The organism is Stenotrophomonas nematodicola (assembly GCF_009467805.1).
GTDB lineage: Bacteria > Pseudomonadota > Gammaproteobacteria > Xanthomonadales > Xanthomonadaceae > Stenotrophomonas > Stenotrophomonas nematodicola.
In genome coordinates, this window is record NZ_WIAY01000004.1 from 136,792 (window position 1) to 154,771 (window position 17,980).

Here is a 17,980-nt window from a genome sequence, read left to right on the forward strand (position 1 = left end):
GTGGGAAGTTGCCGGCCAGCGACCGGCATTACCGGTCGCGGACCAGGTGGATGTCCGTCGGCGAGGACAACGCGATGCCGGCGGCGGCGAAGCTCTGCAGCATGTTGAAGTACAGGTCGCTGCGGACGCCGTACACCGCGCGCGGGCCGGAGACGTAGGCGAAACTGTTGATCGCGATCTGGCCGTTGGCGATCGAATCGATGAACACCGACGGCGCCGGATCGGCGAGGACCGCCACGTGGGCGGCATAGGTATCCAGCAGGATCTGCCGCACTGCAGCCACATCGGTGCTCAGCGGTACCGAGAACTGGATCTGGATGCGCCCCTGCGCATTGCCCATCGTCATGTTGCGGATGGTCTTGGTGATCAGTTCCGAGTTGGGCACGATCAGGGTGGATTTGTCGCCGACCTGGATTTCGGTCGAGCGCACGCTGATGCGCTTGATGTCGCCTTCCTGGTCGCCCAGCTTGACCCAGTCGCCGATCTTGACCGGCCGCTCGGCCAGCAGGATCAGGCCCGAAACGAAGTTCTGGGTGATCGCCTGCAGACCGAAGCCGATGCCCACCGACAGCGCGCTGACCACCAGCGCCAGCTTCTCGAACCCGATGCCCAGCGCGGTCAGCCCCCACAGCACCGCGGCGATGATGCCGAGGTAGCGGGTGACGGTGCTGATGGAATTGCGCGCGCCGGCATCCAGCTCGGTCTTCGGCAGGTAGGTCTCGGTGAGCCAGCGCTGGAACGCCTGCATGACCGCCCACACCACCAGGAACACCAGCAGCGCATATACCACGCTGCTGGGCTTGAGCGTGGTTTCACCGATCTTCAATCCGCCCGACAGCGCATCCAGCCCGCCGTAGAACGCATTGAGGTTGCCGAACGGCACCGCCAGCGCGAGGACCGCCAGCAGAATCACGCCGATACGCAGCACCGCCGAGAGCAGCACGCCGGCCTGCTCCACCCGGGCACCGCTCAGCCCGGTGGTCAGTACGATGGTCTGCCCGACCCGGCTGCTGGGCGAGAGCATCGTGGTGGCCAGGTCGTCGGCGAATTTCAGCAGGAGCGAGGCCGCCAGCAGCACCACCGCCCCCCAGACCAGCTGCTGGGCCACGAACAGCGCGAAGTTGAGGTAGCCCAGCAGGGTCGCGATGACGGCCGCGGCCACCACCACATGCCCGGCCACGCGCGCCAGCACGATCCAGCCGCTCCGGCGCGGCACGCCCTTGGGCTTGCCGTCGCCTTCCTGCGCGTCCAGCTTGGCGGCCGCCTCGGCGGCCTGGCGGCGGTGCAACCGCGCCAGCGACACCAGGATGGCGATGATCAGCGCCATGTAGGTGATGGCCACCAGCCCATCCACCGCAACGGTGGTGATCTCGCTGGTGCGCGAGGCGCGGTTGATCTCCACCAGCAGAATGCCGATGAAGGTGAGCCCTGCCGCGCCCCAGGCGTACTTGCGCAGGCGCCACGCGGCGCTGTCGTCGAGCGCCAGCAACCGCCATGAGGGTCGCTTGGGCACCAGCAGGCAGGCGCTCAGCGCGGTGATGAAGGCGGCAACGAAGGTGGCGACCTGGAAGTGCAGCGCCAACTGCTGCAGGCGCGGCGGAATCGCGCCGATCGACTCGAGCGAGGCCACCAGCACCACTGCCGCGAACCCCGGCAGCAGCGTTCCCACCGCCAGCAGCCACACCGCCAGCCCGGAGCGGCGCAGGCGGCCATCCGGCGCCCGCTCGGACGCGGCATAGCGGCGGCCCAGCGCGCGCAACCACAGGCGCAGCGGGAAGAACATCAGCAGCGCCAGCACCAGCCCCGTCAGCGGTGCGCTCCAGCCGTGCCGGGCGATGGCTTTGCGCGCGGTGTTCTCGCCCTGCCGGTACAGCAGCACCAGACGGTGGATGTCGGCCGGCACATGGGTGGCGAACTGCCGCCACAGCGAAGGCGACAGCGGTGAATTGACCTTGCGCGCCAGTTCCTCGCTGAACTGGGTCACGCGCATCTTTTCGATGTCCGCGCTCAGCTGTTTGGCGTTGTCGGCAAGCAGGTTGGCCCGTGCGATGGCCGAGGCGACATCGGCGCGCTGCTGGGTCATGGCCTTGCGCTGCTGGGCGATGTCGCGCGCTTCGGTCGCCCCTTCGGGCACCTCGCCCAGCTGCGCCAGCCGTCCGTCTACCTGCTTGAGCTGCGGATCGAGCGCGTCGCGCGCCGCCTTCGCATCACGCTGTACCGCCAGTGCGCGGTCGGACAGCGTCTTGAGGGTGTCCAGGGTATCGCCGTCGTCCAGCGACGCCTGGATCTGCTTGAGGTCCTTGTCGGCCTGCGCCAGCTGCGCGATCGGGTCGGGCTCGGCCGGGTCGTCGTTCTGGGCCAGCGCCACCGGCGCCATGCCGAGCCAGACCAGCAGCAGCAACCACGCCAGTGGCCGCGACAGGAAAGAAGGGAAACGGGAAGACAAACCGGCGCACCACGGGCTTCGCGCGGACCACCGCGCCTGCGCGAACTATAAACCCGGCGTCGTTCAGACCGGGTATGCGCGGCTCAGTACTTCAGCCGGAGCTCTTCCACCTGCGGCTGCAGACGGGCGTACCAGTCCTGGAATTCCTCTTCGGTGATCTCTTCCGGGGCGTACACCGCGATCGGGTCCCAGGCGTGGTCGGTGGGCAGCGGCTGGCGCGGCCCGGCGCGCAGCGAATAGCTGATGCCCTGGTGCTCGACCACGTCGTCCACCGTATCCCAGCGGTCGCGTACGAAGCCGCTGTCGCTCGTGAGCAGAATCACCTGATACATCCGCACCTCCCTCGCTCTGGTCCATCCACAGCATAGCGCCGCCCCCCGGGCCGCAGCACCCCACCGCGACAACGCACTGTCTCGACGCCCCGCTCGCCCGGGCTTCACCCGCCCGTGGCGGTGGCGTGGGCATCGTGGAGGCCTCTTCCCTTCTCTGGCCGCGATGAACACCTCCGACGACCTCAAGACCGTGCCCCACCTGAAACTGCCGCGCTACCTGGGCACCTGGTACGAAATCGCGCGATTGCCGATGCGGCACGAGCCGGAGGGCTGCACCGACGTCTCGGCGCATTACACGCTGCAGGACAACGGCAACGTGCAGGTACGCAATCGGTGCCGGATGGATGGTGAGGTCGAGGAAGCCATCGGCGAGGCGAGCGTGACCGGTGACGACAGCGCGCGGCTGGCGGTCAGTTTCCTGCCCAAGGGCCTGCGCTGGCTGCCATTCACCAAGGGCGACTACTGGGTGATCCAGATCGCCCCGGACTACAGCGTGTCGCTGGTTGGCAGCCCGGACCGCAAGTTCCTCTGGCTGCTCTCGCGCACGCCGACGCTGGACCGCACCGTGCAGGACCATTACCTGGCCTATGCACGTCAACAGGGCTTCGACCTCACCGACCTGATCCACACACCGCACACCGGCCATCCCACCGCCTGATGGGCTGGCAGGCGTGGACGCTCAGCCAGCCGACATGGATGAAACCAACTCTGCAAAAGGCAGCGCATGGACCTGAAAAGTGGTTATCCCTGGTGGGCTGTACGCAACGGACTGATCCAGGCATTTCCCCCGCTGGAGCGCGACCTGCGCTGCGATGTGCTGGTGGTCGGCGGCGGCATCACCGGCGCGCTGATCGCCGATGAGCTGTCAGGGCACGGCCATGAGGTCGCCCTGATCGAGCAGCGCGACATCGGCTGGGGCAGCACCGCCGCCAGCACCGCGCTGCTGCAGTACGAGATCGACACCCATCTGCTGGAACTGGCCCAGCGCTATGGTCACGAGGCGGCAACGCTGGCCTACCGCGCCTGTGCCGAGGCGATCCCGGCACTGGGCGACGTGGCGCGCGGCCTGAAGGACGTGGACTTCCGGCGCATGGACAGCCTGTACCTGGCCAGTCGCCGCCGCGACGTACCCCGCCTGATGGCTGAGGGCCAGGCACGTCGCAGTGCCGGCCTGGACGCCCGCTGGCTCGGCCCGGAGGCGCTGGCGGAGCGCTTCGATGTGGATGCCGGCGGCGCATTGCTGACCCGGCAGGCGGCGCGGGTCGACCCGTACTGCCTCACCTATGGACTGCTGAAGCGGGTGCGCCGGCGCGGCGGTCACATTCACGATCGCACGGTCCTGCACACGCTGACGCCGGGCACGCGGGGCGTCACGGCCCAGACCGAATCCGGGGCGACGATCCGCGCGGGGCATGTGGTGCTGGCGATGGGATACGCCAACCAGCGCTGGATCAGGCAGCGCGTCGCACGCAACCGCAGCAGCTATGCCTTCATCACCGATCCTGTCGATGCCGCGGTGCTGGGTCCCCTGCAGCGCACGATGGTGTGGGAAAGCGCACGCCCCTATCTGTACCTGCGTGCCACCGGCGACCGCCGCCTGCTGGTGGGCGGGCTGGACGATGCCATCGACATTCCGGCACGGCGCGACCGGCGGGTGGAAGGCAAGGCAGACAAGCTCATGAAGCAGCTGCTGGACTGGTTCCCCCGGCTCGCCCCCACGCCGGCATTCTCATGGGCCGGGACCTTCGCCGAGACCGCCGACGGATTGCCGTTCTTCGGTACGCATGAACAGTGGGGGCCGCGCGTGCAGTTCGCGATGGCTTACGGCGGCAACGGCATTACCTACTCGATGATCGGCGCCGGGCTGCTGCGGGCCCGGATCGAACGCCGGGGGCATCCACTGGCGGCGCTGTTCGGATTCGACCGCCTCGGCTGAGTTCCCCTTGCAACTGGCGGCATGACAGGCAACCTTCAAGAATCGGCTGCTAGCGTCAGCGCTGTCGGCCGTCCCGCCTGTCCGCCCCGGAGCTTCCCATGATCCGCCTGCTTGCCCTGCTGCTGTGCCTGTCCATGCCCGGTGTGGCGTTGGCCCAGTCCGCTGCAGGCGCCACCGGCCCCCAGTCGGCCACCGGCCTGGACCTGACCATCCCCGACCAGCCGCTGCAGTATCTGGGCGACCCGTCGCTGCGCGGCGATCCGCCGGGCACCTTCTACGGTGACAAGAGCGGCCGCCGGGTCAGCGAGCGCGCCGGCAACGGCATCGCCGAGGTCACCGACGACAAGCTGCGCATCAACGGCAGCTTCACCACCGGGATCGGCTACGCGAAGAACTACGGCAACACGCATTTCAACGCCGCCGAACTCAACCTCAGCAAGAACTACACCAACGATGAAGGCAAGACCCGCGGGGTCAACGTCAACATCCAGGTCAGCGAAGGCAAGGGGCCGGGCTTCTTCGGTCCGTATGGCGGGTATGGCTACGGGCGTGGCCCGGGCTACTGGGACCCGCCGCCGATCGGCTGGTAAGCCGGCCAGCGACACCAGCATCCACGGCCGGGGCACCCCGGCCGTTCTCGTTTCCGCCGTGCGCGGTCAGTCCCACCAGCGGTCGCGACGGCTCGACAGCACGCGGCCGTCGTAACCGCTCATGCGCACCTCCACGCGCTGGTCGCGGGCATTGCGGGCGTCCAGCGTCCAGGTGGCGCCGTCGCGTTCGAACGACTCGATCTTCCGGAAACCGGCCTTGCCGGCCAGCGCCAGGATCTGCCCGGCATCGAGCACGGGGCGCCCGCCGCGGGCATCGAAAATCTCGCCATTGGACGGATCGACGATCACGTCGTCGACGGTGCCATCGGCGCGGGTGACGTCGGCTTCCCACACGCCGTCCTCGCGATCCAGCTCATGCACCTGCGTGTAGCCGGCCGCACGCAGCTTGGCCTGCACATCGGCAGCGGTCAGATCGGCGGCGAAAGCCGGGGCGGAGAACAGCGCCGCCGTCAGGGCGGCAGTCAGCATCGGAATGTTCATGGGAGGCTCCAGGGGTGGCCGGGCGATTCCGGCACCGCCAGTCTGGCAAGCGGGCCTAACCGCACCATGAGGCCGGTTGTTAGGCAGCGTTTAGACGTGCACCGTATACCGTATGCATCCGCCCACGATCATTGACCATGTCCGCCCTCCCGCTGCTGTTGCCGCTGTTGCTTGGTATCGCCCCGCAGGACCCCGCACGGGTGCTCGACGGCGGCGCGCGCCAGCAGGACGCGGTACGCCAGGCGGTCCGCCAGGGCCGGTATGTGCCCCTGGAGCAGGTCGTCGCCGACGCGATGCGCCGCTATCCGGGCACGCTGGTGGAGGTGGAGCTGGACGATGACCGCTACGAGATCGAGATTCTCGGTCCCAGCGGCGTGGTGATGGAGCTCGACTATGATGCCCGCAGCGGGCGCCTGCTGAAGATGGAAGAAGACTGATGCGGATCCTGCTTGCCGAGGACGACCCCCTGCTCGCCAGCCGCCTGCAGCGTTTGCTGGAGGACGCCGGTTACGTCGTCCTGCACAGCGCCGAGGGCCGCGCGGTGGAAGAACTGGGGCAGATCGAGGACATTGCCGCGGCGGTGGTCGATCTCGGTCTGCCCGGCCTGGATGGCCTGAGCGTGATCGAGCGCTGGCGCCAGGCCGGCCAGGGGTTCCCGGTGCTGGTACTGACCGCGCGGGCCCGCTGGCACGACAAGCTGGCCGGTTTCGACGCCGGCGCCGATGACTACCTGACCAAACCGTTCCAACCCGAAGAGCTGCTGCTGCGCCTGCGCGCCCTGATCCGCCGCAGCGCCGGCCACGCAAGCCCGCGCCTGCAGTGCGGGCCGCTGCTGCTGGACGTCAATGCCGGCCGCTTCGAGCTGGGCGGCGAGCTGCTGCACCTGAGCCCGCAGGAGCACCGCATCCTCAGCTACTTCATGCATCACCCGGACATCGTGATCAGCCGGTCGCGCCTGGGCGAACACGTCTACGACGCGGGCTTCGACCCCGATTCGAACACGCTGGACGTGCTGATCGGGCGGATCCGCCGCAAGCTCGGCGCCGAGCTGATCCACACCCACCGCGGGCAGGGGTTCCGGCTGTCGGCCGCGCCATGACCAGCGGCTCGCTGCGCACCCGCCTGCTGCTCGCCGGCGGACTGGGGTTGATTCTGGTTTCGGCCGTGGCCACCTGGTGGCTGGGCGCGATGTTCGAGCGCTCGGCGCGCGCAGCGATGGACCAGCGCCTGGGCAACGAACTGATCGCGGTGCTGGCACTGGCCGAAAGCGACGCGCAGGGCGGCCTGCAGCTGCGCCGGGCACTGTCGGACGAGCGCTACCAGCGGGTGTTCTCCGGCACCTACTGGCAGGTGCAGGATGCCAAGGGCCAGCCGCTGGGCCAGTCGCGTTCGCTGTGGGACGATACCCTGCTGACACCCGCCACGCTGCGGACCGGCCCAGCGCAGGCCTACGACACCACCGGGCCGCTGCAGCAGCCGCTGCGCGCCCTGGCGCAGCAGGTGACATTGCCGCGCATGTCGACACCGCTGCAGGTGGTGGTGGCCACCGACCGCAGTGAACTCGACGCCCAGGTCAGCGCGTTCCGCAAGCGCACCGCGCTGGCCCTGGCCGTGCTGATCGCCCTGTGGTTCGCGGTGCTGGTCACCCAGGTGCACTACGGCCTGCGCCCGCTGTCCGAGCTCGGCCGCATTGCCGGGCAGGTGCGCAACGGCGAACAGGTGCGCTTCCCGCAGCAGGGTCTGGTCAAGGAAGTCGCCCCGCTGGCGGCGCAGCTCAACGATCTGCTCGACCACCATGCACGCATGGTGCTGCGCGCGCGCCGCAGTGCCGAGGATCTTGCCCACGCCCTGAAGACCCCGTTGACCGTGCTCGCCACCGAGGCCGAAAGCGAGGGCAGCGACTGGCGGCAGACCCTGCGCAGCGAAACCGCGCGGATGCAGGCCAGCATCGAGCGCTACCTGGCCGCCGGCATCGGTGCGGACAGCCAGCAGCGGACGCCGGTGGCGCCGGTGCTGGCCAGCCTGTGCGGGCTGATGCAGCGCGTGCACGTCGGGCGCGAGGTGTCCTTCCACTACGATCCGGACGCGCAGGGGCTGTTCGCCGGCGCGCGCGAAGATCTGGAGGAAATGCTCGGCAACCTGCTCGACAACGCCGGCAAATGGGCCGCGCATCGGGTGGAGGTGACCGTGGCGCACATCGGCAACCGCATGCGCATCGACGTGAACGACGACGGCAGCGGCCTGCCCGAGGACGATCTGGCGCGCGCGCTCGGCCGTGGCGTGCGCCTGGACGAACGCATGCCCGGCAGCGGACTGGGCCTGGCGATCGTGGCCGATATCGCCGAGAGCTACGGCGGTACGCTGGTACTGCGCAATGGACATCCCGGCCTGCGCGCGACGTTGACACTGCCCGCAGGCTGAGCGACGGGATACGGCGGCGCTGCCCTCACCTGCCTGCGTGCATCCACCAGCAGTCGATGGCATCCAGCACGATGTGCACGATCAACCCGATGCCGAACAACCGCGTCTTCTTTGGCACGCACAGCCCGGCATACACAGCGATTGCCGGCGCGGTGTGCAACGGATGGAAGCCGATGCTGCAGCGGTTGGGGGCGTAGATCGGGTCGGCCAGCAGGTGGTCCAGGTCGATGATCCAGCCCAGCAGCAGCAACAGCCATGCCGAGGCGAACCGCTTGCGCCAGAACAGCCACGCCAGCAGCGCCGGCACGGCGGCATGCAGCAACAGGTGAATGATGGCGCGGCTGCTCATCGTGCCGCCGCGCCACAGACCCGGATGCGGTGGACCGCGCCGATCAGACCAGCGGCTCGTCGGACAGGTAGGTATAGCCGGTCAGACCCGCTTCCAGCGCATCGGACAGCTCCTGCGCACGCGCCGGCGACAGGTTCGCCGCCGCCACGCGTGCGGCATAGCTCGCGCGCAGATCGGCCAGGCTGTAGCCCACGTAGTCCAGCATCACATCGGTGGTATCGCCGCGTCGCTGCTGGGTGATGGCGTAGCCATCGGCGTCGGCCAGCACTTCCACCGCGTCGGTGTCGCCGAACAGGTTGTGGATGTCGCCCAGAATCTCCTGGTACGCACCGACCATGAAGAAGCCGATGCGATAGCTCTCGCCTGGATTCATCGCGTGCAGCGGCAGCGAGCTGTCCAGGCTCTCGTTTTCGACATAGGTCTTGACCATGCCGTCCGAATCGCAGGTCATGTCGGCGATGATGCCGCGGCGTGCCGGCTGCTCGTTCAGGCGCTCGATCGGGACGATCGGGAACACCTGGTCGATCGCCCATGCATCGGGGATCGACTCGAACACGCTGAAGTTGACGAAGTATTTGTCCACCAGCCGCTCGTTCAGCTCGTCCAGCGCCGGGCGATGGCTCTTCTCGTCATAGCTCAGGCGCGCGCGCACGGCGTGGGCAATGGCATAGAACAGGTCGTCGATGCGCGCACGCTGCGGCAGGTCGATCTGGCCCAGCGCGTAGCTGGACAGGCCTTCGGCATGGAAATGCTGGGCTTCCTGGAACAGTTCCACCGCCGGGCGCTCGTCGAGCTCGGCATGGATCTCGCGCAGGTGGCGGATCGCCGCCGGCTCGTCATCGTGCTGGTCCGGCACACGGCCTTCCTGCGCCTCTTCCACCTCGGACACGTTGGCGATCAGCACCGCATGGTGCGCCGTCATCGCGCGGCCGCATTCGGTGACGATGCGCGGCGGGGTCAGGCCGTGCTCCTCGCAGGCGTTGGCCAGCGGCTGCACGATGTTGCTGGCGTAGGAGTTCAGCCCGTAATTGATCGAGCAGAAGCTGCGCGAGCGGGTGCCTTCGTAATCCACGCCCAGGCCACCGCCCACGTCCACGTGGGTGATCTTCGCGCCCAGGCGCGACAGCTCCACGAAGTAGCGGGTGGCCTCGCGCATGCCGTTGGCGATGTCACGCACGTTGGAGATCTGCGAGCCCATATGGAAATGCAGCAGGCTCAGGCAGTCGGCGTATTCGGTGTCGCGCAGCGACTTCCACAGGTCCAGCAGCTGGCGCGGGGACAGACCGAACTTGGCCTTGTCGCCGCCGCTGTTCTGCCACTTGCCCGCACCCAGCGAGGCCAGCCGCATGCGCACGCCCAGGCCCGGCTTGACGTCCAGCGCCTTGGATTCCTCCAGCACCAGCTTCAGCTCGGATGGCTTTTCGATCACGATGAAGGTCTGCAGGCCCAGCTTGCGCCCGATCAGGGCCAGCCGGATGTACTCGCGGTCCTTGTAGCCGTTGCAGACGATCAGCCCACCCGGGCGCGACAGCGCCAGCACGGCCATCAGTTCCGGCTTGCTGCCCGCTTCCAGGCCGAAGCCCTCGCCGTGGTGGCTGGCCAGGGTGCCCGCCACGCCGCGGTGCTGGTTGACCTTGATCGGGTACACGGCGGTGTAACCGCCCGGGTACTCCCAATCGGCCTGCGCCTGGGCGAAGGCCGCCTGCAGCTTGCCCAGCCGCTGGCCCAGGATGTCCGGGAAACGCACCAGCAGCGGCAGCTTCGCGCCGGCCTCGCGGGCGGCGTCGACGATTTTCGGCAAGGACACCACCGGGCCGTCCTGGCCAGTCGGTCTCACCACCATGTGTCCTGCCTGATCCACGTCGAAGTAACCATCCGCCCAATGCGGAATCGAGTAGGTCTTGCGGGCTTGGTCGAGGGACCAATCGGTCATTTCAGTGGGCCTGGTTGGTAAAAAAGGGGGTGCATGATAACGCCTATATGGCGACAGCTCCGTTATCATGCGCGCCCGCGCCCGTGCCCAGGTCAGAACCTGAACGGGCCGACCCGTCCGGATGTGGCTAGTGCCACGCGGCCTCCGCCGCCAGCCCGGCTCCAACACCCCGAACAGGACCGTTTCTCCATGACTGACAACAACAACTGGTACATCGAGCACTTCGAGCGCACCGGCTCGGCCATCGGCTACCGCCTGACCGGCAAGCTGGACGAAGTGCAGTCGCCGTTCCAGAAGATCGAGATCTTCGCGACCAGCGACTGGGGCAACCTGATGACCATCGATGGCGCCATCATGCTGACCAGCAAGGACAACTTCTTCTATCACGAGATGATCAGCCACCCGGTGCTGTTCACCCATGCCGCGCCCAAGCGCGTGGTGATCATCGGCGGCGGCGACTGCGGCACCCTGCGCGAGGTGCTCAAGCACCCGGGCGTGGAGAGCGTGACCCAGTGCGACATCGACGAGCAGGTCACCGTGATGGCCCGCAAGCACTTCCCGGAACTGTGCGAGTCCAACGATGACCCGCGCGCCGAGCTGATGTTCGATGACGGCGTGGCCTACATGGCCAACTGCCCGGCCGGCAGCGTGGACGTGGTGATCGTCGATTCCACCGATCCGGTCGGCCCGGGCGAAGGCCTGTTCAACAAGGCCTTCTACGAGAGCTGCTTCAAGGCGCTCAAGGACGACGGCATCCTGGTGCAGCAGTCCGAGTCGCCGCTGATGCAGCTGGACCTGATCAACGAAATGCGCACCGAAATGGGCAAGGCCGGCTTCGGTTCGTTCAAGACCCTGCCGTTCCCGCAGCCGTGCTACCCCACCGGCTGGTGGAGCGTGACGCTGGCGCGCAAGGGCCAGAGCAGCTTCGACTTCCGCCAGGCCGATTCGGCCTCCAAGTCGTTCGATACGCTGTACTACACCGCCGCGCTGCATACCGGCGTGCTGGTCACCCCGCCGTTCGTCGCGGCCGCCCTGAAGGGCTGATGCGTTGGACGCCGACCGTTGGTCGGCTCTGCCGGTGGCCTGTGGCCCAACAAAAACCCGCGCTGGCAACAGCGCGGGTTTTCTGTGTCCGGTAGTGCCAGGCCGCTGACCGGCCCCCCCCCAGGCAGCAAGGCCTCAGATCGCCCAGATCCCCGCGATCACCGCCACCACCAGGCCCCACTTGATCACCTGGTAGGCCACCACACTGCGCTCGCGCAGCGCCTTGGCCTTCAGGCGCACCTTGTAGACGCCGCCAAAGGCCTTGTTGACGCCACCGGTGGGATCGCCCGGCAGGTTCGGCGAGGCGCCACCGGCCAGCAGCGTGGACGCCACCGCACGGTTGAACAGTCCCGGCAGGCCGAAACGCAGCGGGCGGGCGATGTCGCAGAACAGGATCACCCGGTCGTCCGGCGTCTCATTGTGCGCATGGTGGATGTAGGTTTCATCGAACATCATCCACTCGCCGTCGCGCCAGCTCTTCCTGATGCCGTCCACTTCGATGTAGCAGGCGTCATCGTTCGGCGTTGCCAGGCCCAGGTGCAGGCGCAGCGAGCCGGCAAAGGGGTCGCGGTGCGGGCGCAGCTCGCTGCCCGAGGGCAGCTGGGCGAACATCGCCGCGCGCACGTCCGGCAGCGACTCCAGCAAGGCGGTGGTCTTCGGGCACAGCGTCCTGGCCGACGGGTGCGACGGGCCGTACCACTTCAGGTAGAAACGCTTCCAGCCGCGGCGGAAGAACGAATTGAAGCCGGCATCGTTGAACGTGCTCGACGCAGCGATCTTGTCCGCATCGCGCAGCGCCAGCGCTTCGTCGCGGATCATCTGCCAGTTCTCGCGCAGCGGTTCGAGCTGCGGGAACGCCTTGCCCGGGTCCAGGAACGGCGTGGTCGGGACCTTGGAGAACATGTACATGATCACGTTGATCGGAGCCATGAAGCTGGAATGGTCCAGCAGCTGACGCGACCAGCGCGCACGCACCTTGCCGCGGTAATGGATGTACAGCACGCAGGCGATGAACAGCACGGCCAGCACAATCTTGATCATCAGTGTTCCTCCGGCAGGGCCGGACCTGAAATGGGGGGACGGGGCACGGGAGAATCCGGCACCGGCAAGGCGGCAGGGGGCGGGGACGTGCCGTAGAGGGGCGGCCGCCAATGTCGCAATCAACAGCGTATGGTCGGCAGCGCCTGCGTCGGGGTCAAGCGGGCCTCGCCTCCGGTTCAGCGTGCCGGGGGCCGACAGCGCCCTGGACTTGGCCGATGTCCAGCGCTGCCGACACCGATCCGCATCCGGCGCCGGGCCGGCGCGCGCCCGATGCCCCCTGCGGGCGGAGGCTGCAACCGGCTGATCCACAAACGATTTATTTCCAATTGAGACATTTTTGTCCGCGTCTGCGTGACGAACTGTTCTACGCCCGCCTACGACATTTCTCCGACAAACGCTGGATTGGTGTACTCGCCAGTACTAAAATTAACGAAATCTTTAGTTCCCGCCTTAGACAGCAGCACCGGTACGCCTGACGCATCGCGCCGACCGCCGGGTCGCCCAGACCCCCATGAACAATTTCGTCTCCCCGTGTGTCGATGACACCGCCCCCGCCGAGCTGCTCAAGCGCGGCGAACGCCTTCTCGAACCCGACGTCTACCGCACCTGCCTCAACGGCCAGCCGGCGGTGGTCAAGGACTACACCCGTTACCGCGGCACCCCGCTGTCGCTGCTGGCGCGCCTGCTGGTGCGCCGCGAAGCGCGCATCCTGCAACGCCTGAGCGGCTGGAAACACGCCCCGGCCCTGCTCGGCACCATCGGTGGCCTGGCCCTGGGCATGGAGTTCATTCCCGGCCAGACGCTCAGCGCCGCCCAGTCGGTGGGGGTCGAGGTGTTCGAACAGCTCCAGTACGCCCTCAGCCGCCTGCATGCGGCCGGCATCACGCACAACGACCTGCACGGCACCAATGTGATGGTCAGCGGTGGCGTGCCGGTCCTGGTCGACTTCACCTCGGCATGGCGCAGCCCGCGCTGGCTGCCGGTGCACCCGGTCTCGCGCCAGTTGCGCCGCAGCGACATGAAGAACCTGCTGAAAATGCGCCAGCGCCTGACCGGGCTGAAGCCCACGCCCTCACAGGCCGCGCTGGTGGCCGACCCGCGCTGGGTGGCCAGCCTGCGTGTGGGCTGGAAGCGCTTCTATCGCTGGTTCAAGTCGGCCTGAGGGCCGGTTGCCGGGCAGCGTCTGGCGTTATGAGCTGCCGGGCAGGGCCCGGCATTACAGCGCGTCGGCGTCGAGCTCGCCGGTGCGGATGCGCACCACGCTGCCGAGGTCGTACACGAACACCTTGCCGTCGCCGATTTTGCCGGTGCCGGCCGCCTTGACGATGGCCTCGACCACCTCGTCGACCTGGCCGTCAGTGACCGCCACCTCGATCTTCACCTTCGGCAGGAAGTCGACCACGTATTCCGCGCCGCGGTACAGCTCGGTATGGCCCTTCTGCCGCCCGAAGCCTTTGACTTCGGTCACTGTGATCCCGGTGACGCCACGCTCGGCCAGCGCTTCGCGCACGTCGTCGAGCTTGAACGGCTTGACCACCGCCATGACCATCTTCATCTGCTGGGCTCCTGTATTTCCGGCGAGCGAGGATAACGCCTGTCCGCCGGTGAACGCGATGCACCCGTACCGGTGCCGGCGCGGTCGCGGCGGATTATCCTTAGCGTATACCCCGCGGAGCACAGCATGATCGACCTCAACCATCTGGATGACCTGGCCCGCCGCCTGAGCGACATGGTCCCGCCGGGCCTGCGCCAGTCCCGCGAGGAACTGCAGGCCACGTTCAAGACCGCCCTGCAGGCCGGGCTGGGCAAGCTGGACCTGGTCACCCGCGAGGAATTCGACGTCCAGCGCGCCGTGCTGCTGAAAACACGGGAGAAGCTGGAGGCGCTGGAGAAGGTCGTGGCCGAGCTCGAGGCACGCGATCGGCCACCGCCGGCAGCCTGAGCCCGCGCTTGCCTACCCCCGGGTGCGGCAAGCGCTGATGGAACACACCGGCACGCACGGCCATTGTGGCCGGTATGACCGATGACTCGAACGCACACCGATGAGCCTGGCCCTGGTGCACAGCCGCGCGCGGGCGGGTGTCAATGCGCCTGCGGTGCGCATCGAAGTGATGCTTACCGGTGGGCTGCCGCACACCCAGATCGTCGGGCTGCCGGCCGCTGCCGTACGTGAATCGCGCGACCGCGTGCGCGCCGCGCTGCTCTGCGCCCAGTTCGAGTTCCCGCAGCGGCGCATCACCATCAATCTGGCACCGGCCGATCTGCCCAAGGAAGGCGGCCGTTTCGATCTCGCCATCGCGCTGGGCATCCTCGCCGCCAGCGGCCAGATCGATCCACGCGCGCTCGACGGCCATGAGTTCCTCGGCGAACTCGCGCTGACCGGCGAACTGCGCGGCGTCGACGGGGTGCTGCCCGCCGCGCTCGCCGCCGCTGCCGAGCAGCGCGCCCTGGTGGTCGCGCCGGCCAACGCCGCCGAAGCCGCCCTCGCGGCACATGCCGATGTGCGCGTCGCGCGCACCCTGCTGGAGGTCTGCGCGGGCCTCGATGGCCGGTCGCTGCCCGCCGCCACCGCCGAACCCGCGCCCGCGCCGGCCAGCGCCGACCTGCGCGACGTCCGCGGGCAGCACCAGGCACGCCGCGCGCTCGAGGTGGCCGCCGCCGGCGCCCACCACCTGCTGCTGCTCGGCACGCCCGGTTGCGGCAAGACCCTGCTGGCCTCACGGCTGCCCGGCATCCTGCCCCCGCCCAGCGACGCCGATGCGCTGGAAACCGCCACCGTGGCCTCGTGCAGCGCCCACGGCATCGATCCGTCACGCTGGCGCGAGCGTCCGTTCCGCGCGCCTCACCACACCGCCAGCGCGGTGTCACTGGTGGGCGGTGGCTCGCATCCGCGCCCCGGCGAAATCTCGCTCGCGCACAACGGCGTTCTTTTCCTCGACGAACTGCCCGAGTGGAGCCGCCATGCGCTGGAAGTGCTGCGCGAGCCGCTGGAATCCGGGCACGTGGTGGTCACCCGGGCCGCACGCAGCGAGACGTTTCCTGCCCGTTTCCAGCTGATCGCCGCGATGAATCCCTGCCCCTGCGGCTGGGCCGGGGACCGCAGTGGCCGCTGTCGCTGCAGCGCCGATGCCATCGCCCGCTATCGCGGCCGCGTTTCCGGCCCGCTGCTGGACCGCATCGACCTGCATGTGGATGTGCCACGACTGGAACCCCGCGCGATGCGCGACGACGCGCCGGCCGGCGAAGACAGCGCCAGCGTGCGTGCGCGCGTGATCGCCGCACGCGCCGTGCAGCTCGCGCGCGGCGGCATGCCCAACGCACAACTGCCACCGGCATTGCTCGCCATCCACTGCCGGCTGGACAGCAGGGAGCAGGATCTGCTCGAAGACGCCGTCGAGCGCCTGCAGCTCTCGGCACGCTCAATGCATCGCATCCTGCGCGTGGCGCGCACTCTCGCCGATCTGGAGGGCAGCGCCGCCATCGGCCGCGCGCACCTGGCCGAGGCTATCGGCTACCGGCAGCTTGATCGGCAGGGGACGGGCACGTGACCACCGCGTTGACGCCGGAGTCACAGTTCTCGGCCAATGCCAGGCGCTTGCCCACCCAGTAGCCGCCGACGACCAGACACCACGCGAGAGCTGCCACGCCCACCACAACGTACTGTTGTCTGTTCTTCATCCGATGAATTCCCCTGTGTCCTGCGACCGAGAATAACGCCATTCTCCTCGTGAACGTGAGACAGGGGGGCGCGAATCCAGGTGGCGCTCACCGATGGCCTGCCCCATGCCGGCCGCCGGACCGCCAGGGCGCGTGTGTGATGCGGCGCGCTCAGGCGAATGCGCGCGTCGGCAGCGCGTACGCAACCAGCGCCACCAGCAGTGCCGGCATCGTGAGCAGCGAGGCGACCGACCAGCGCAATGCCTTGCGCGACGATGCATTGGCCCGCTCGACGTTGCCGGCCAGAAACTGCGACGACACGCGGCAGGCATGGATGGTTGCCACGATACCGGGCGGGAAGAAGATCACAATGATGCCGAGGACGGCCCGCTATCCCACAAACCGCATCAGCCGATGCAGATCCTTCTGGTGCACCGTCAGCGCATCCAGGAACAGGTTCGCCACGGCACGGGTATCGCGCCCGCGCGCGATGGCCTCGCGCTGCAGCGTGCGCGCCACGGCACGCACCTCGGCAGGCACCCGCGCGGTGTCCTGCGCGGCGATGCGCGTACCGGCCACCAGCCACCCGGCCACGTGCGTCGCCCATGCCGCGTTCAACCCGGCAACGATGCCGGGGTGCCGCGCCTCGTTGCCCAGCCCGAGGTTGAACACGGCCACGCCGTCTTCCCCTTCGGGCAGCGGCACCCACGAATCCGACCGTCCCAGATGCATCGAGCTGGGAGCCAGGCCATTGGCGTGCAGGAACGTGCTGCAGCCGAAGCACGACGCCAGCTTGTGCGTGTTCCTGCCCAGCCCCAGTTCGAACGGACGCCCATCGGGGAAGTTGCACCGCACCTGGGCCACCGCCCAGACCATGCCGTGGCAGTAGCCGCAGACGTGTCCGCTGCCGTCCCACGTGGCGATGCGCGCCGCGGTTTCGGTCGAGCCGGCCTGCTTGGGCAGTTGCCTGGCCTCTTCCAGCGTCCATGCCGGGTCGTCGTAGTGGATCAGGCCATGCCCGGGCACGCGACGGTTCCAGCGACCGCCTTCATCCGCATACGGAATCAACCGGCGTACCGAGCTGATCACCAAGGGGTTGGTGTTGTCGGGATGATCGACGATGCCGTAGTACGCCCCGAACTCGGTGTCGAGGTTCTGTTCCATCAGCGGATCGTTGTCCAGCAGCTCGGTGATGCGCTGTTCCACCTCGGGCGTCCACTGGATCTGGCGCCGGGCCTGCCGCGCTGCATCGTCGCCGTGCGGGCGCGAGACGGCCGCGATCGCGATCTGGCGGCGGGCCGGCTCGTAGCGCGGGCTCTGGCCGACGCGCACCGTATCGGTGTGAATGCCGGTCAGTGCCACCAGCCGCTCCAGCACCGCCTGCAGTGCCTGGATGCCCTGCTCCACCTGCGCGGGCGGATCGGCCGGGTCCACATCCCAGCACAGCACCACGCCCTGTCGCAGCGCCTCATGCAGGAAGCCGAGAAACACGCAGCCGAAGATCACGTCCGATTCCAGCCGCGCCTGCGCGGCGTCCTCCGCCGCCAGGCCCAGCGGCCTGCCATCGATGATGCCCATCCCGCTCCCTCCTCCGTGGACAAGGCAGGTCGCGCGGCATCCTCAAGGGGTGGGGAGACCGCGCGCCTGCACCGCACTGCGCAACGCAGGCACGGCAGGCACAGCGTGGCAGCACAGGGCAGGCGTCACGGTGCAGCCTGTTGCAATGACTT

19 protein-coding genes are annotated in these 17,980 nt (G+C 68.3%); 10 read left to right on the forward strand and 9 right to left on the reverse strand.

Translation table 11 applies throughout. The features are described 5' to 3' along the window. Positions 1-28 precede the first annotated feature (28 nt). Together GDJ08_RS13500 and GDJ08_RS13505 are read right to left on the reverse strand one after the other, a co-directional pair. Complete coding sequence (locus GDJ08_RS13500; protein ID WP_206147355.1) at positions 29-2,446, reverse strand: DUF3772 domain-containing protein; 2,418 nt, start codon at positions 2,444-2,446, stop codon at positions 29-31. Positions 2,447-2,529: 83 nt separating this feature from the next. Further along, on the reverse strand, positions 2,530-2,778 hold the full coding sequence (locus GDJ08_RS13505; protein ID WP_017355141.1) for a hypothetical protein: 249 nt from the start codon (positions 2,776-2,778) through the stop codon (positions 2,530-2,532). 163 nt (positions 2,779-2,941) lie between these two features. Here GDJ08_RS13505 and GDJ08_RS13510 point away from each other — a divergent pair, with 163 nt between their 5' ends. The 3 genes from GDJ08_RS13510 to GDJ08_RS13520 all read left to right on the forward strand — a co-directional run bounded on the left by GDJ08_RS13510 (position 2,942) and on the right by GDJ08_RS13520 (position 5,304). Continuing rightward, the gene (locus GDJ08_RS13510; RefSeq protein ID WP_017355140.1) at positions 2,942-3,436 is read left to right on the forward strand and encodes a lipocalin family protein; all 495 of its coding nucleotides are present in this window, start codon (positions 2,942-2,944) and stop codon (positions 3,434-3,436) included. Between the two features lie 66 nt (positions 3,437-3,502). After that, a complete protein-coding gene (locus tag GDJ08_RS13515) occupies positions 3,503-4,714 on the forward strand; it encodes an NAD(P)/FAD-dependent oxidoreductase (RefSeq protein WP_153165060.1) in 1,212 nt (403 codons plus the stop codon). A 98-nt stretch (positions 4,715-4,812) separates the two neighbouring features. Continuing rightward, positions 4,813-5,304, forward strand: a complete 492-nt coding sequence (locus tag GDJ08_RS13520; protein ID WP_153165061.1) for a hypothetical protein — start codon at positions 4,813-4,815, stop codon at positions 5,302-5,304. A gap of 66 nt (positions 5,305-5,370) precedes the next feature. Here GDJ08_RS13520 and GDJ08_RS13525 read toward each other — a convergent pair whose 3' ends face one another. Next, positions 5,371-5,805, reverse strand: coding sequence for a PepSY domain-containing protein (locus tag GDJ08_RS13525; protein ID WP_017355137.1), 435 nt, complete (start codon positions 5,803-5,805; stop codon positions 5,371-5,373). Between the two features lie 137 nt (positions 5,806-5,942). Between GDJ08_RS13525 and GDJ08_RS13530 the strand changes: the two genes are divergently transcribed. From GDJ08_RS13530 to GDJ08_RS13540, 3 genes are read left to right on the forward strand one after another with little or no spacing between them, the layout of a single operon-like run. Beyond that, a complete protein-coding gene (locus tag GDJ08_RS13530; RefSeq protein ID WP_017355136.1) occupies positions 5,943-6,242 on the forward strand; it encodes a PepSY domain-containing protein in 300 nt (99 codons plus the stop codon). Then, entirely contained in the window at positions 6,242-6,904 is a 663-nt protein-coding gene (locus GDJ08_RS13535) for a response regulator transcription factor (RefSeq protein ID WP_153165062.1), read from the forward strand. The genes GDJ08_RS13530 and GDJ08_RS13535 overlap by 1 nt, the downstream gene beginning before the upstream one ends. Next, positions 6,901-8,226: a sensor histidine kinase gene (locus GDJ08_RS13540; protein ID WP_017355134.1), complete on the forward strand. Its 1,326-nt coding sequence runs from the start codon at positions 6,901-6,903 to the stop codon at positions 8,224-8,226. Before GDJ08_RS13535 ends, GDJ08_RS13540 begins: the two co-directional genes overlap by 4 nt. A 25-nt stretch (positions 8,227-8,251) precedes the next feature. Here GDJ08_RS13540 and GDJ08_RS13545 read toward each other — a convergent pair whose 3' ends face one another. Continuing rightward, positions 8,252-8,575: a DUF6122 family protein gene (locus GDJ08_RS13545; RefSeq protein WP_017355133.1), complete on the reverse strand. Its 324-nt coding sequence runs from the start codon at positions 8,573-8,575 to the stop codon at positions 8,252-8,254. 43 nt (positions 8,576-8,618) lie between these two features. Beyond that, positions 8,619-10,508 (reverse strand): arginine decarboxylase, encoded by a 1,890-nt coding sequence (gene speA, locus GDJ08_RS13550; protein WP_017355132.1) that lies wholly within the window; start codon positions 10,506-10,508, stop codon positions 8,619-8,621. Positions 10,509-10,697: 189 nt separating this feature from the next. Between speA and speE the strand changes: the two genes are divergently transcribed. Further along, positions 10,698-11,552, forward strand: a complete 855-nt coding sequence (speE, locus tag GDJ08_RS13555; RefSeq protein ID WP_017355131.1) for a polyamine aminopropyltransferase — start codon at positions 10,698-10,700, stop codon at positions 11,550-11,552. Positions 11,553-11,687: 135 nt separating this feature from the next. On the opposite strand, the gene GDJ08_RS13560 is transcribed toward speE, so the two are convergent. Further along, positions 11,688-12,593: an aspartyl/asparaginyl beta-hydroxylase domain-containing protein gene (locus tag GDJ08_RS13560; protein WP_165699813.1), complete on the reverse strand. Its 906-nt coding sequence runs from the start codon at positions 12,591-12,593 to the stop codon at positions 11,688-11,690. 511 nt (positions 12,594-13,104) lie between these two features. On the opposite strand from GDJ08_RS13560, the gene GDJ08_RS13565 reads away from it, so the two are divergent. Next, a complete protein-coding gene (locus GDJ08_RS13565) occupies positions 13,105-13,755 on the forward strand; it encodes an RIO1 family regulatory kinase/ATPase domain-containing protein (protein ID WP_017355129.1) in 651 nt (216 codons plus the stop codon). 54 nt (positions 13,756-13,809) lie between these two features. Here the strand turns inward: GDJ08_RS13565 and GDJ08_RS13570 are convergent, their stop codons facing one another. Continuing rightward, positions 13,810-14,148, reverse strand: coding sequence for a P-II family nitrogen regulator (locus GDJ08_RS13570; protein ID WP_017355128.1), 339 nt, complete (start codon positions 14,146-14,148; stop codon positions 13,810-13,812). A gap of 126 nt (positions 14,149-14,274) precedes the next feature. Between GDJ08_RS13570 and ubiK the strand changes: the two genes are divergently transcribed. After that, a complete protein-coding gene (ubiK, locus tag GDJ08_RS13575; protein WP_136004651.1) occupies positions 14,275-14,535 on the forward strand; it encodes a ubiquinone biosynthesis accessory factor UbiK in 261 nt (86 codons plus the stop codon). A 100-nt stretch (positions 14,536-14,635) separates the two neighbouring features. Next, positions 14,636-16,141, forward strand: coding sequence for a YifB family Mg chelatase-like AAA ATPase (locus tag GDJ08_RS13580; RefSeq protein ID WP_153165063.1), 1,506 nt, complete (start codon positions 14,636-14,638; stop codon positions 16,139-16,141). A gap of 280 nt (positions 16,142-16,421) precedes the next feature. Here the strand turns inward: GDJ08_RS13580 and GDJ08_RS13585 are convergent, their stop codons facing one another. Next, a complete protein-coding gene (locus GDJ08_RS13585; protein WP_082316373.1) occupies positions 16,422-16,625 on the reverse strand; it encodes a CD225/dispanin family protein in 204 nt (67 codons plus the stop codon). Between the two features lie 15 nt (positions 16,626-16,640). Further along, entirely contained in the window at positions 16,641-17,828 is a 1,188-nt protein-coding gene (locus tag GDJ08_RS13590) for a hypothetical protein (RefSeq protein WP_153165064.1), read from the reverse strand. Positions 17,829-17,980 lie beyond the last annotated feature (152 nt).

Coding starts and splice junctions, on each gene's coding strand:
- GDJ08_RS13505 (WP_017355141.1), bottom strand. CDS start 2,778: ATGTATCAGGTGATTCTGCTCACGAGCGACAGCGGCTTCGTACGCGAC.
- GDJ08_RS13510 (WP_017355140.1), top strand. CDS start 2,942: ATGAACACCTCCGACGACCTCAAGACCGTGCCCCACCTGAAACTGCCG.
- GDJ08_RS13515 (WP_153165060.1), top strand. CDS start 3,503: ATGGACCTGAAAAGTGGTTATCCCTGGTGGGCTGTACGCAACGGACTG.
- GDJ08_RS13520 (WP_153165061.1), top strand. CDS start 4,813: ATGATCCGCCTGCTTGCCCTGCTGCTGTGCCTGTCCATGCCCGGTGTG.
- GDJ08_RS13525 (WP_017355137.1), bottom strand. CDS start 5,805: ATGAACATTCCGATGCTGACTGCCGCCCTGACGGCGGCGCTGTTCTCC.
- GDJ08_RS13530 (WP_017355136.1), top strand. CDS start 5,943: ATGTCCGCCCTCCCGCTGCTGTTGCCGCTGTTGCTTGGTATCGCCCCG.
- GDJ08_RS13535 (WP_153165062.1), top strand. CDS start 6,242: ATGCGGATCCTGCTTGCCGAGGACGACCCCCTGCTCGCCAGCCGCCTG.
- GDJ08_RS13540 (WP_017355134.1), top strand. CDS start 6,901: ATGACCAGCGGCTCGCTGCGCACCCGCCTGCTGCTCGCCGGCGGACTG.
- GDJ08_RS13545 (WP_017355133.1), bottom strand. CDS start 8,575: ATGAGCAGCCGCGCCATCATTCACCTGTTGCTGCATGCCGCCGTGCCG.
- speA (WP_017355132.1), bottom strand. CDS start 10,508: ATGACCGATTGGTCCCTCGACCAAGCCCGCAAGACCTACTCGATTCCG.
- speE (WP_017355131.1), top strand. CDS start 10,698: ATGACTGACAACAACAACTGGTACATCGAGCACTTCGAGCGCACCGGC.
- GDJ08_RS13560 (WP_165699813.1), bottom strand. CDS start 12,593: ATGATCAAGATTGTGCTGGCCGTGCTGTTCATCGCCTGCGTGCTGTAC.
- GDJ08_RS13565 (WP_017355129.1), top strand. CDS start 13,105: ATGAACAATTTCGTCTCCCCGTGTGTCGATGACACCGCCCCCGCCGAG.
- GDJ08_RS13570 (WP_017355128.1), bottom strand. CDS start 14,148: ATGAAGATGGTCATGGCGGTGGTCAAGCCGTTCAAGCTCGACGACGTG.
- ubiK (WP_136004651.1), top strand. CDS start 14,275: ATGATCGACCTCAACCATCTGGATGACCTGGCCCGCCGCCTGAGCGAC.
- GDJ08_RS13580 (WP_153165063.1), top strand. CDS start 14,636: ATGAGCCTGGCCCTGGTGCACAGCCGCGCGCGGGCGGGTGTCAATGCG.
- GDJ08_RS13590 (WP_153165064.1), bottom strand. CDS start 17,828: ATGGGCATCATCGATGGCAGGCCGCTGGGCCTGGCGGCGGAGGACGCC.